At 70.8% G+C, this 13,392-nt stretch carries 8 protein-coding genes; 5 read left to right on the top strand and 3 right to left on the bottom strand.

Annotation, left to right across the window (positions count from 1 at the left end; all coding sequences use genetic code 11):
- Positions 1-54 precede the first annotated feature (54 nt).
- The 5 genes from gyrA to FOJ82_RS16920 all read left to right on the top strand — a co-directional run bounded on the left by gyrA (position 55) and on the right by FOJ82_RS16920 (position 10,189).
- Positions 55-2,697: a DNA gyrase subunit A gene (gyrA, locus tag FOJ82_RS14080; protein ID WP_143939125.1), complete on the top strand. Its 2,643-nt coding sequence runs from the start codon at positions 55-57 to the stop codon at positions 2,695-2,697.
- Positions 2,690-3,802 carry a DUF3566 domain-containing protein gene (locus FOJ82_RS16915; protein ID WP_143939126.1) on the top strand — a complete coding sequence of 371 codons (1,113 nt, stop codon included), beginning with the start codon at positions 2,690-2,692 and terminating at the stop codon, positions 3,800-3,802. Before gyrA ends, FOJ82_RS16915 begins: the two co-directional genes overlap by 8 nt.
- Before the next feature lie 215 nt (positions 3,803-4,017).
- Positions 4,018-4,932 (top strand): hypothetical protein, encoded by a 915-nt coding sequence (locus FOJ82_RS14090; protein WP_143939127.1) that lies wholly within the window; start codon positions 4,018-4,020, stop codon positions 4,930-4,932.
- A complete protein-coding gene (locus FOJ82_RS16315) occupies positions 4,929-6,581 on the top strand; it encodes a hypothetical protein (protein WP_185975810.1) in 1,653 nt (550 codons plus the stop codon). Before FOJ82_RS14090 ends, FOJ82_RS16315 begins: the two co-directional genes overlap by 4 nt.
- A 293-nt stretch (positions 6,582-6,874) precedes the next feature.
- A complete protein-coding gene (locus tag FOJ82_RS16920) occupies positions 6,875-10,189 on the top strand; it encodes a family 43 glycosylhydrolase (protein WP_143939128.1) in 3,315 nt (1,104 codons plus the stop codon).
- A gap of 96 nt (positions 10,190-10,285) precedes the next feature.
- Here the strand turns inward: FOJ82_RS16920 and FOJ82_RS14105 are convergent, their stop codons facing one another.
- The 3 genes from FOJ82_RS14105 to FOJ82_RS14115 form a co-directional block, all read right to left on the bottom strand.
- Positions 10,286-11,308, bottom strand: a complete 1,023-nt coding sequence (locus FOJ82_RS14105; RefSeq protein ID WP_246099899.1) for a LacI family DNA-binding transcriptional regulator — start codon at positions 11,306-11,308, stop codon at positions 10,286-10,288.
- A 50-nt stretch (positions 11,309-11,358) separates the two neighbouring features.
- The gene (locus FOJ82_RS14110; protein WP_143939130.1) at positions 11,359-12,378 is read right to left on the bottom strand and encodes a LacI family DNA-binding transcriptional regulator; all 1,020 of its coding nucleotides are present in this window, start codon (positions 12,376-12,378) and stop codon (positions 11,359-11,361) included.
- Between the two features lie 116 nt (positions 12,379-12,494).
- Positions 12,495-13,382 (bottom strand): alpha/beta hydrolase family protein, encoded by an 888-nt coding sequence (locus tag FOJ82_RS14115; RefSeq protein ID WP_143939131.1) that lies wholly within the window; start codon positions 13,380-13,382, stop codon positions 12,495-12,497.
- Between the last annotated feature and the right edge of the window lie 10 nt (positions 13,383-13,392).

A 13,392-nucleotide genomic window follows, 5' to 3' on the forward strand; every position in this document is an offset into this window, starting at 1 on the left:
ACCTCTCCACCTGATCCAGCCCTGAACGGCACAGGAAAGCCAAGAAGGTAACCGATGACTGACACCCCCCAAGGCCCCGAGGACAACCAGGACGGAACCGTCGACACGGGCATCGTCCCGCCGCAGCTCGGAACCGTCACGCCCGTGGACCTGCAGGACGAGATCCAGAAGTCCTACCTCGACTACGCGATGAGCGTCATCGTCGGGCGTGCGCTGCCCGACGTGCGCGACGGCCTCAAGCCCGTGCACCGTCGCGTCCTGTACGCGATGTGGGACGGCGGCTACCGGCCGGACCGCGGTTGGAACAAGTGCTCGCGCATCGTGGGTGAGGTGATGGGCCTGTACCACCCGCACGGCGACTCGGCCATCTACGACACCCTCGTGCGCCTGGCGCAGCCGTGGGCGATGCGGCTGCCGATGATCACCGGCCAGGGCAACTTCGGCTCGCAGGGCGACGACAAGGCCGCCGCCATGCGTTACACGGAGTGCAAGCTGGCTCCGCCGGCCGCCGAGATGGTGCGCGACATCGAGCAGAACACCGTCGACTTCAAGCCGAACTACGACAACCGCGAGCACGAGCCGGTCGTGCTGCCCGCCCGGTTCCCGAACCTGCTCGTCAACGGCTCCACCGGCATCGCCGTCGGCATGGCCACGAACATCCCGAGCCACAACCTGCGCGAGGTGGGCGCCGCCGTCAACTGGGCGCTCGAGCACCCGGACGCGACGCAGGAGGAGATCCTCGAGGCGGCCATGGAGCACATCCAGGGCCCCGACTTCCCGGGCGGCGGCCTCATCGTCGGCCGCCAGGGCATCGAGGACGCCTACCGAACCGGCCGCGGCTCCGTGGTCATGCGCGCCGTGATGGACCTCGAGGAGGACCGCAACGGTCGGCAGATGATCGTCATCACCGAGCTGCCCTACATGTGCAACCCGGACTCGCTGGCCGCCCGCATCGCGGAGCTCGTCAACAGCGGCAAGCTCACCGGCATCGCCGACGTCCGCGACGACACCTCCGCCCGTACCGGCCTGCGCCTGGTGATCGTGCTCAAGCGCGACGCCCAGCCGCGCGTGGTGATGAACAACCTCTACAAGCACACCTCACTGCAGGACACCTTCGGCTGCAACATGCTGGCGCTCGTCGACGACGTGCCCCGCACGCTGCGCCTGGACCAGTTCATCTCGCAGTGGATCAAGCACCAGCTCGACGTCATCCGTCGCCGCACCCAGTTCCAGCTGGACGAGGCGGAGAAGCAGGCGCACATCTACCGCGGCCTGGTGAAGGCCCTCGACATGCTCGACGAGGTCATCGCGCTGATCCGCCGCTCGCCCAGCACCGAGGAGGCGCGCGAGGGGCTGATGCAGTTGCTCGGCATCGACCAGGTGCAGGCCACCGCCATCCTGGACATGCAGCTGCGCCGCCTGGCCGCCCTCGAGCGCCAGAAGATCATCGACCACCTCGAGGCCCTCGAGGTCAAGATCGAGGACCTCAAGGACATCATCGCCCGCGAGGAGCGCCAGCGCCAGATCGTCACCGACGAGCTCGCCGAGATCGTGGAGCGCTATGGCGACGAGCGCCGCACCCGCATCGTCGCCGCCGACGGCGACTTCTCCGACGAGGACTTCATCCCTGACGAGGAGATGGTGGTCACGATCACCCACGGCGGCTACGTCAAGCGCACCCGGGGCGACCAGTACCGCGTCCAGAAGCGCGGCGGCAAGGGCGTCCGCGGCGCCACCCTGCGCGCGGAGGACGAGGTCCAGCACCTGTTCACCGCCAGCAACCACGAGTGGATCCTGTTCTTCACCAACATGGGCCGCGTCTACCGCGAGAAGGTCTGGCACCTGCCGGAGTCCGGCCGCGACGCCAAGGGCGGCCACATCGCGGGCATCATGAGCTTCCTCCCGGACGAGACCATCGCCCAGGTGCTCACGCTGCGCACCTACGAGGACTCCGAGTACCTGCTGCTGGCCACGAAGAACGGGCTGGTGAAGAAGACCGCGCTGTCGGCCTACGACTCGGCCCGCACGGCCGGCGTCATCGCAATCAACTTCCGCGAGGACGACGACCGCCTGATCGGGGCCGCGCTCTGCTCGTCGGAGGACGACGTGCTGCTGATCTCCCGCAAGGGCCAGGCCATCAGGTTCCAGGCCAGCGACGAGCAGCTGCGACCCATGGGCCGGGCCACCTCCGGCGTGACCGGCATGAAGTTCCGCGACGGCGACGAGCTGCTGTCGATGGCAGTGCTCGGCGGCGACGTCGACCACTCGGACCGGTTCGTGTTCACCGTCACCGACGGCGGGTTCGCCAAGCGCTCCCTCGTCGACGACTACCGCCAGCAGGGCCGCGGCGGCCTGGGCATCAAGGCCATGAAGCTCGCAGAGGGCCGCGGCCAACTCGTCGGCGGCCTGATCGTCGGTGAGAACGACGAGGTCATCGCCATCAAGGACTCCGGCCAGATCACCCGCAGCGCGGTGGCCGACGTGCCCGTCAAGGGACGCGACACCATGGGCGTGAAGTTCGTCGGGGTCAAGGGCAAGGACGCGGTGGCAGCCATCGCCCTCTACCCGGAGAGTGAAGTCGCGGAGGAGGGTGAGCCGACCGACGTCGAGGGTGAAACCGAACCCGGAGCGGGTACCGTAGACGAACACGTGGCCGAAGAAGCGGCCGCGGTGATCGAGGAGGATGGCGATGAGTGATAGTTCGCCACGCTGGCCGGGGTCCAACGGATCCCCCGGTCTGGACTTCTCCCCGCGACGTCCCGAATCGCGCGGGGGAGCGGGGTCTGACGGCCTCGCCGCCCGCCTGAACGGCACGCAGGGTGGGACTCAGGGCGACTCGGCCGATTCCCGACCATCAGACCCCGGTGCCTCCGCCCGTCCCAGCGGCAGCAGGCCCACCCCACCGCCGGCCGGGAACGTGTCGCAGCCCGCCCCGTCGCAGGCCGACGCGGCGTCGGTCCAGACCCCACCCCACACCGGCGACGCCGAGCCCACCCGGGAGCCCGCGTCAGGACCCGCCGCCACCGAGCCGAAGGCCGACTCGCCCGCCGCCGGTTCCGCTGACTCCAAGCCGTCGGCCCCCGAGGCTGCCGCACCTGCCGCGTCCACGCCCAAGGGGACCGGCCAGGACCCGAAGCTGCAGGAGTCCGCCGCGTCCTGGGCATGGCAGCCGCTCGGCGCCGAACCCGACGCCGCGCCGTCGGCCCGTTCCGCGTCGTCGGCCGCATCGTCTGCGTCCGCCGCCGACGGTGCCACCACCATCCGTCCCGCCGGTGGCGCCCCCGTGGTGTCCGCCGCCGCGGCCGGGGGAGCCATCTCCGGCGCCGCCGCGAGGGCCGCCGACCAGGGCAAGCAGGCCGCCAGCACCCGCCGCACCACCCCGTCGCCCGCCACCTCGACGCCCAGCACCGCGGCCACCCGCCGCACCGGCACGCGTCGCACGCGCAAGGCCCGGCTGCGCCTGGCGCGTCTGGACCCGTGGTCCGTGATGAAGACGACGTTCCTGTTCTCCATCGCCTTCGGCATCATCCTGATGGTGGTGGCCTGGGTGCTGTGGACCGTGCTCGCCGGCTCCGGTGCGCTGGAGTCCCTGAACCAGTTCATGACCACGCTGATCGGGCAGGAGGGTGAGCAGTTCAACGTGGAGAACTACGTGAACGGCCCCCGTGTGCTCGGTGCCGCGGCGGTGCTCGCCGCAATCGACATCGTGATCCTGACCGCCGTCGCCACGTTGTTCGCGTTCCTGTACAACCTCGCCGCCACCGTCATCGGTGGCCTCGAGGTCACCCTCGCCGAGGACTGAGCCGCCTCCCGGTCTGCCGGAACACCGCCCGGGCCGCCCGCGACCCGACACGCCGACGAAAATCGCCGGAAGGGTGGCGGGCAACCTCGCGGCTGAATTCTGTCGGCGAGTCGGGTCGGTGGGGTCCCGGCCGACGTCGCACGCCCCACCCCCGCTGACCCCGCGCCCAAGTATCTTCGGAACTGGACTGCAATCCTTCCAAGGGGGCTATTCGGGTGGACGTTTATGGCGAGAGCGGCAGGCGGGCGCACCGCACCGGCGTCGTCGGCGTGGACGCCGAGACCGAGGACACCGTCGACAACCTGGAGGTCTACGAAGCGCTCGTGAACCCCAAGGAGGCCGGCTCCGGAGGCAACAAGGGCAGGGGCGGCATGATGCCGCCGATGATGATGGGCGGCGTGGGTGCAGGCGGCGGTTCGTCCGCGGCGGCCTCGGCCGGCGCGTCCCAGGCAGCAGCAGCCTCGACGGCGGGCGCCACGGCCCGCGCGGTCCCCGGCCCGATGGCCGCGGGCACGACGACCGCCGCCCCCGTCGCCTCACCCGGGGTGGGCGCGGGCACTGCCGGAGCCGCCACCACGCCGTCGTTCGGTGGAGCCGGCCTCCCCAGTGGCGGTGGTGGAGGAATCCCCACGGCCGGACTGGGGGCAGGAGTGGTGGCCGCGCAGTCCGACGACGCGGCCGCGGCCGACGCTGACCCGGGGGCCGGTACGGACGCCCCCCAGACGGACCCCGACCCGGCCACCGACGACGAGTCCGGCGACGGGGGACCGGTGGACGGCATCGGCAGAATCAACCCCGTCCCACCCAACAACACCGACCTCCCCGAGAACGACGTGGTGGAGGTGAACCCCGCGGAGATCGAGCGGCTCGCGAAGCAGTGGTCCTCCCTGTCCGACTCGATGACGGGGCTGAGCACCAACATCAGCAACCTGCAGGCCGACGCCGGGGCCTTCGGCATGGTTCGGGATCCGGAACCCGTCTACGGGAAGATGACCGACGGCCTGAGCCGCAGGTCGGGCGGCGCGGCGGCGGAGTTCGAGCAGATCTCGGCGGGTCTGGCCGCCAGCGCGGCGGCGTTCCGCGACACCGAGGACGATGCCACGGCGAGCCTGGGAGGCCTGAGTCAATGAGCACCGAGCGGATGGACGAACTGCTCACCATCGCGGACCGCGAACAGGTCGAGTCGGTGGTGCGCGCCCACGCGATGCTGCGGGACCGCGCCAACACGGCCATCATGCTGGACACCCGTGAGCAGCAGATCCTGTTCCAGCACCTCGGCGGCACCATCGAGCCCGCCGTAGCGGCGGTCGAGCTGGAGGCGCGGGGCTGGATCGACAGGGCGCAGAAGATGCTGATGGAGGTGGACACCCAGCTCGAGCACCTGATGCGCGTCATCTCCACGCCGCCGCGGACCGCCCACCTCGGACGCTCCTGGATCCAGGAGATCTCGCACATCGACGAGATGATCGAGACCGCCCAGACGCTGCTCGAGGCGCCCGAGTGGAAGGGGACCGCAGCCGAGGCACACCTCAGCGCCATCCCCGCCCAGATCGAGGCCCTGCGCAGCCTCCGCAGCCAAGCCGTCACCGCAGGGGAGTCGGTGATCGCGGTCGGCGCGCTGCAGAACACCATCTTCGAAGCGTCTGCACTGTTGATGGTGGCCGCGGCCGTGCAGGTGGACGTGCGCCCTCCCGGCGACGTCGTGCCCGCCGTCCTCTACCGCCGCACCGTCGCCCTCGTCAGCATCCTGGACGCCCTCCTGAAGGCCCTTGACCAGCAGTTCTCGGGCGAGGGCACCTGGAAGCAGTCGGCGCAGGACCTCAGCGAGGGCCTCGAGGAGGCCACCTCCGGAATCGGGTTCGAGTGGCCGAAGGCCACGCGCGAGGAGGACCCCGGCGAGCGGAAGAAGCGCGGCGAGGACGAACACGACGGCGAGGGCGGCCCCGGTTGGCCTGGCGGCCCCGGCGGCGGCCCCGGCGGTCCGCGTCCCGGCGACGACGACAACGGCACCGGCGACGAACCGGACGAGGGCGATGACAGCGCCGACGACGATGCTGGCGATGATGAGGACAGCACCGGCGACGGCGAGGACTCGGCCGACGACACCGAACCCGGCGAGGAGTCCGAGCAGGGAGACGCCGAGGGATCCGACGCCGAGGGATCCGACGCGGAGGGGGCCGACGCCGAAGGTGGCGCGAATGTAGAGGGCACCGACGGCGAGGAGACCCCGGGGGAAGAGGACTCCGGACCTGAGGGGGAGTCCGATCCCGAGGGGGAGGGTTCACCGGATCCGGACGAGGCACCCGCTGAGCCCGACCCGACCGACGCCGAACCGGAGCCCGACCCCGCACCCGACACCGAGCAGGAGCCCGATCCCGCCTCCGAGCCCGAGCCCGCACCGGAACCCGAGCCGGTGCCCGAGCCCGAGCCCGAGCCGGACCCTGCGCCCGAGCCCGAGCCGCAGCCGGATCCCGCACCGGAACCAGACCCGGCACCCGAGCCGCTGCCAGATCCCGCACCCGCACCCGATCCTGTGCCGGAGCCGCAGCCCGAGCCCGCGCAGTCGCAGCCGGTGCCCGAACCCGAGCCCGTCCCCATGACTCCGGCACAGCCGGGTGGGGGGACCGTGGACCCGGTACCGCCGCCCGAGCCAGTGGACCCGCAGCAGGCCGCCTGGGAGGAAGAGCAGATCATCGCCAACGGTGAGGCTTGGGAGCGGATCTACAAGGACCGCGAGTTGGCCAAGGAGTCGCTCGGGGAGCGCACGCTGATGCCCTGATCCCCACCAGCAACGACGCCCGCCCGGTGGTTTCCGGGCGGGCGTCGTCGCGTCGCGAGCGCCAACACCTGCGTTATGCACGAACACCTCCCTCCCGCACCGTCACCTGCCTTGCAACGCAGGTGACGGGGTAGGAGGCAGGTGACAAGGACAGGCACCGTTCCCGAAAGGTTTCGAAAAGGGTTGCGAAGCGAGGGTCTCCCTGTCTAGTCTCGCTGTCGAGGGCGCTGCAGGCGCCGGGCCGGGACCGTCGCAGTCACCCGGCCAGGACTGGACACGAGGGAGTGGCTCGCATGACAATTCCAACCCGCCGACGCGCCTGGGCGGCGCCCGCACTGGCGGTGGCCATGGTGGCCGCGTTCGCGGCGCCGTCGTTACCGGCAGCCGCGGCAGACCCGGTGCCGTTCCACTCCGACGGCAACCCGATCATCGCCGACGGCTCGTACTACACCGCCGACGCGGCCCCGCTGGTGGCCGACGGCAAGCTGTACATCTACGCCGGTCATGACGAGGCGGACCCGCAGCAGGGCACCTTCAACATGCACGACTACAGCGTCCTCGAGACCGCCGACGTGGCCTCGGGTGACTGGGTGCACCACCCGCAGAACCTCGTCCCCGGCGACGTCTTCGCCTGGGCCACCGGCGACGGCGCCTACGCCGGCCACACCGTCCAGGGCGACGACGGCCGCTTCTACTGGTACGCCCCGGTCCAGACGGTCGACGCGTCGCAGCCCAATCGCATGGCCATCGGCGTCGCGGTCTCCGACACCCCTGTGGGCCCCTGGACCGACGCCCTGGGTGAGCCGCTGCTGGACTGGGCCGACGTGTTCGGCACCTCCACCAACGGCCAGGAGATCATCGACCCGCACGTCTTTCGGGACGACGACGGCACCTGGTACCTCTACTGGGGCTCCTGGTACGTCGCCCGCGCCGTCGAACTGGCGCCCAGCATGACCGAGCTCGTCGGCGAGATCCACACCCTCGACGGCCTCGACAGCTTCTTCGAGGCGCCGTGGGTGTTCAAGCGCGGCGACCTCTACTACCTGGCCTACGACTGGAAGGACGCCGGAAGCGACTGCACGCCGTCGAACTACCAGGCCTGTATCGCCTACGCCACCGCTGACAACCCGCTCGGCCCGTGGGACTACCAGGGCATCATCCTGGGCGGCACCTCGTCGACGACGGTGCACCCCTCGATCATCGAGTTCGACGGCTCCTGGTACGTGACCTACCACACCAAGGACGCCGACGGCGGCGGCCACTTCCGCCGCTCCGTCGCCATCGACGAGGTGTTCTGGGACGGCGAGACCATCCTCCCGGTCACCCAGACCTGGGCCGATGACCCGGCGCTGGAGCTGACCGAGAACGTCGCCCTCGAAGCCACCCCCGTCGCCTCCTTCACCGAGACCCCGCCGATGCGCATCGGCGCCCTCAACGACGGCCGCCAGCTCACCGCGCTGCTGCCGCCGGACCAGTGGGGCAACTACCGCGGCACGGACAACACCCGCGAGTCGGACTGGGTGGCCTACACATGGGAGGCACCCGTCCGGGTCGACGGCGCCGGCATCCAGTTCCACCGCGACAGCAACTGGATCCAACCGCCCGCCAGCTGGGCGCTGGAGTACCTCGACGCCGACGGCGCCTGGCAGCCGGTTGAGGCCGACACCTACCCGACGGCCGTGAACACCTGGAACGAGGTCAACTTCACCCCCGTCACCACCACCGCCCTGCGCGCCACGTTCAACGGCGCCCCCGAGGGCCCCTACTTCCACTCGGTCTCCGTCTCCGAGCTGGAGGTCTACGGGGTGGCGGCCGACGCCGTCGCGCCGGTCGAGGTGACCACCCGCCCGGGCGTCGCTCCCGAGCTGCCCGAGGCCGTCCGCCTGGACTTCGGCGACGCCGGCGCCACCTGGGCGCCCGTGACCTGGTTCCCGGTCGACGAGGCCGACTACGCCACCGAGGGCAGCTTCACCGTCCAGGGCCGAGCGCTCGGACACGCCGTCGAGTACGTCACGGCCACCGTCGTCGTCGACGACGAGGCCGGGCCCACGCCGTCGAGCGACGAGCAGGCCCCCGTGGTGGGGATCGCGCTGCTGGGCGACGAGGGTGCCGAGGGCTGGTTCTCCTCCGAGGTCACCGCCCGCGTCACGGCCGACGACGCCGTCGACTACCGCACCGACATCGAGGTCCGCCTGGACGAGGGGGCCTGGGAGGCCAACGCCGACGCCCGCTTCGTCGAGGTGGTGCTCGACGCCTCCGGCACCATCAGCGCCCGCGCCACGGACGCCGCCGGGAACACCTCCGAAGAGGTGACGCGCGAGGTCCTCATCGACACCGACGCCCCCGAGGTCACGGCCGTCGTGGACCCCGAGACCCGGGCCACCACCGTCACCGCCACCGATGCGCTCTCCGGCCTGGCGTCGCTGCGCTACAGCCTCGACGGCGGCGAGTGGAGCGACGTCGCATCCGGCGACGAGATCCCGGCACCCGACGCACTCCCGCACGAGCTCGCCTACCGGGCCACCGACGTCGCAGGGAACGTGACCGCCGGCAGCGTCTCCATCCCGATCGCGGACGCCTCGCAGCTGAGCGGCAACATCGCGCCCTACGCCGCGGCGACCGCCACCTACACGGCGCCGTGGAACACCGTCGACGGCGTCAACGACGGCACCGCCGCACCGCTGGAGGACGCCCCCGGCAAGCTCGGCGTCCCGTGGGGCACCTGGCCCGAGGTGGGCGAGCAGGTTGCCACCCTCGAGTGGGGCTACGAGGTCACCGTCGATGGTTCCGCCATCTGGTGGTTCCAGGACTCCGACGACGCCGCCAACGCCGGCATGATCGCCCCGGCAAGCTGGGTGCTGCAGTACCTCGGCGAGGACTCCGAGTGGCACGACGTCGTCCTCACCGACGACGCCACCTACGACCGGGCCCGCGACCAGTGGAACCCCGTCACGTTCGAGCCCGTCACCACCACCTCGCTGCGTGCCGTCATGCAGAGCTGGGGCGAGGAGGAGGGCGGCGGCTCCGCCGGCATCACCGAGTGGCAGGTCTTCGCCGCAGACACCGACCCGGGCGAGGAGCCGTCCGAGGAGCCGAGCGAGGAGCCGAGCGAGGAGCCGAGCGAGGAACCGTCCGAGGAGCCTTCCCAGGAGCCGAGCCAGGAGCCCAGTGAGGAGCCCACGGCTCCCGCGCAGGTGGACGTGTACTCGGTGCCCGGGTTCCACAACGTGAACGGCCGCTGGTGGTTCACCGAGTGCGAGGCCTACTCCCAGACGGCCCGCTGCGAGACCCAGATCTGGGCCAGCACCGTGGGCGAGCGGAACGGCGAGTTCGTCCAGACCAACGGCTGGACGTTCAACAACCTCACCTACCTGCCCTGGATGACCCGCGCGCAGTGGGGCGAGAACCCACTTGCCAACGCCGGGGAGTTCACCAGCGACGGCCGCCAGTGGCGCACCGAGTGCGACACCGCCCTGACGGGGACCAACGGTTGCCGCACCTGGGTGATGGCCGACTACGTCGCCGGCACGCGTGCCGCCGACGGCACCTGGACCTACGGCTGGACCAAGGACTGGGTGTTCAACAACATGGTGCGCTTCGGCAACTGACCCCGGTGACAGATGTGAACGACACGCCGTGGACAGGTCCTTCAGGGCCTGACTGCGGCGTGTCGCTCACGCTGGTCACCAGCGCGGCCGGGGGCGTCAGCTCTCGCGGATGGTGGAGCCGCGGATGACCAGCCGCACGGGCAGGTGGTGGGTGCCGGGGTTGGTGAGTTCGTCGTCGCCCATGGCCTGGAACAGGCAGCGGGCCGCCTCGCGTCCGAGTTGCTGCAGGTTGGCGTCGACGCTGGTGAGTTCGGGCCGGGAGTTGGTGGCGAGGATCTCCCAGTTGTCGTAGCCGATGACGGCGACGTCGTCGGGCACCTTGCGGCCGAGGCCGCGCAGGGTGTCCAGCACTCCGCGGGCGATCTGGTCGGAGCCGGCGACGATGCCGTCGATCTCGGGGTGGCGCTCCAGCAACACGTGGGTGGCGTCGCGGCCCCAGCGCTCGGACCACTGGGAGAACATCGTCTTGCCCTGCAGTTCCAGCCCGTGCTCCTCGAGTGCCTGCCGGATCCCGAGCGTGCGGTCCTGGGCGGCGGCGTAGGTGGGATCTCCGCTGATGTGGGCGATGCGCGTGCGGCCGCAGCTGATGAGGTGTTCGGCCGCCAACTTGCCGCCGGCGACGTTGTCCGGGGTGAGGGAGATGTCCGAGGGGTCGTCGGAGGGGCCGTAGGCGTAGACGACGGGGACGGGCAGGTTGCCGATGGAGGGGCGCTGGTCCGTGGAGGCGCCGACGACGATGATGCCGTCCACGCGCCGGTTGAGGAGGGCCTTGAGGTGGTACTGCTCGCGAATGGCGTCGCCGCGGGCGTCGCACAGGAACACGCTGACCTTGCCGGCACCGAACGCATCCTCCGCGCCCATCACGATGGGCAGCACGAAGCGGCCCTCCAAGTCGCTGGTGAGCACCCCGACCGTGCCGGTGCTGCCGTTCAGGAGGGAGCGGGCCACCTCGTTGGGTGTGAACCCGATGTTCTCGGCCGCCTCGAGGACGCGGGCGCGCGTGGCCTCGGCCACGTCGTCGCGTCCGTTTATGGCCTTGGACGCCGTCGCGATCGACACCCCGGCGAGCTCGGCCACCTGGCTGAGCGTCGGGGCGCTGCTGCGCTTGTTCTTGTTCACTTCACTCCCCACGTGCATCTTCCCGAGTATCAAAGCACACGGGGGAGCGGTCAGCGCTGGGGAATGGTGGAGCCGCGGATCACCAGGCTGACGGGGAGCTGGTGGACACCCGGTTCAAGCTTGCGCTCGCCCATGGCGGTGAGCAGGTAGCGGGCCGCGGTCTTGCCGAGGTTCTCGAGGTTGAAGTCGACGGTGGTGAGCTCGGGGCGTGCGTTGGTGGCCAGCACCTGCCAGTTGTCGAAGCTGATGACGGCGACGTCGTCGGGGACGGTGCGGCCGGCGTCGCGCAGGGTGTCGATGACGCCGCGGGCGATCTGGTCCGAGCCGCAGATGACTGCGTCGACGTCCGGGTGCTGCTGCAGCAGGACGGCGGTGGCGTTGCGGCCCCAGCGTTCGGTCCACTCGGAGTACATCGACGGCCCGACGAGGCCGAGGCCCGCCTCGGACAGGGCGTCCTCGATCCCCACCACGCGGTCCCTGGCGGCGGCGTAGGAGCGGTCGCCGGTGATGTGGGCGATGCGGGAGCGGCCGCACGCCAGCAGGTGTTCGACGACGATGCGGCCGCCGGCCTCGTTGTCAGGGGTGAGCGAGGTGTCGGCGGGGTTCACCGACGGGGCGTAGGCGTAGACCACGGGGATGGGAAAGTCGCGCCCGATCGAGGGGCGGGGGTCCGTCTGGCGGCCGACCACGATGATGCCGTCCACCCGTCGGCTCAGCAGCGCCTTGAGGTGGTGCTGCTCGCGGATGGCGTCGCCGCGGGCGTCACACAGGAAGACGCTGACCTTGCCGGCGCCGAACGCGTCCTCGGCGCCCATCAGGATGGGCAGCACGAAGCGGCCCTCCAGGTCGCTGGTGAGGATGCCGACGGTGCTGGTGCGGTTGGTCAGGAGCCCGCGGGCCATGGGGTTGGGGGTGAAGTTGAGCTCCTCCGCCACCTCGAGGATGCGACGGCGGGTGCGTTCGGCCACATCGGCCCGGCCGTTGATGGCCTTGGACGCCGTCGCCAGCGAGACGCCGGCCACGCGCGCGACCTCGCTGAGGGTGGTGGCACGGTCATTGCCTGCGGCCATCGCAACTCCTTTCGATCCCCGAAACTTTTCAGCTCGCGCCGTCCGGAGCGGCGTCGCCACCAGCACTCTAGCGGATCTCGAAAGGGTTTTCGAGTCATTTCGTCTGTTGGCGGAAATCAGGCCTCGTCGATCCGGGAGCCGACGGGCGGGGCGGCCACCGCGGCGGCCCACGCGTCGGCGTCCTGTCCGAGGGTGGTGCGGAGGAACGCCGTCGAGGTGAGCCGGACCGCCTCCACGCGCTGGGGGCTCTCGTCGGTGGTGTCGGTGCGGTTGTAGCCGTGGATGCCGCCGAGGTAGTGCTCTCCGCCCAGCACCGTGACCAAGGCCCGGGACCCGGGGCTGAGGCGGTGGGCGTCGGTGAACCAGTCGGGACCACGGGTGGACAGTGGCGAGTCGTCGCTCTCGCCGGCGACCACCAATGTGGGGGTGGTGAGCTGTCCGAAGTCGGGGCTCATGAAAGGGAAGTGCTCGCGCGCGAAGGGCGCCAGGTCCTCGCCGCCGGTCCCGGTGGTTGCAAGTAGCACGCCGGCTCGCACGCGGGGATCCGTGTGGCTTGCCCCGACCGTCCGGTCGTCAGCGATCACCCGCGCGCCCAGCAGCATGCCGACAGTTTGGCCGCCCCAGGAGTGGCCGACGACGGCGAGGTTGCGCACATCGACCCGCTCGGGAAGTCCGGGGATGGCGGCCAGGAGTCGGTCGAGCGAGTCGATCACCTGCGTCACGTCGCGCACCCGGAAGCGCCAGATCTCGCCGTGGCGCGGGTCGTCTGGGGTGATGGCCAGGGTGGCGGAGTCGAGGAACGTGGGCTGGACGACGACGAAGCCGGCTGCGGCCCAGTGGTCGACGAGGGGGTCGTAGGAGGTCATCGACCCGCCGAAGCCGTGGGCCATGAGGATCACGGGCAGGCCGGAGCCGGTGGCGGGTGCGGTGACGCGGACCTCGAGGTCGGTGCCGCGCTCGGGTGCGGGGAGGCGGACGGGCTTGACGGAGATGGTCTGGGGCATGATGTTTCCT

Source organism: Tessaracoccus rhinocerotis, from assembly GCF_007197885.1.
GTDB lineage: Bacteria > Actinomycetota > Actinomycetes > Propionibacteriales > Propionibacteriaceae > Arachnia > Arachnia rhinocerotis.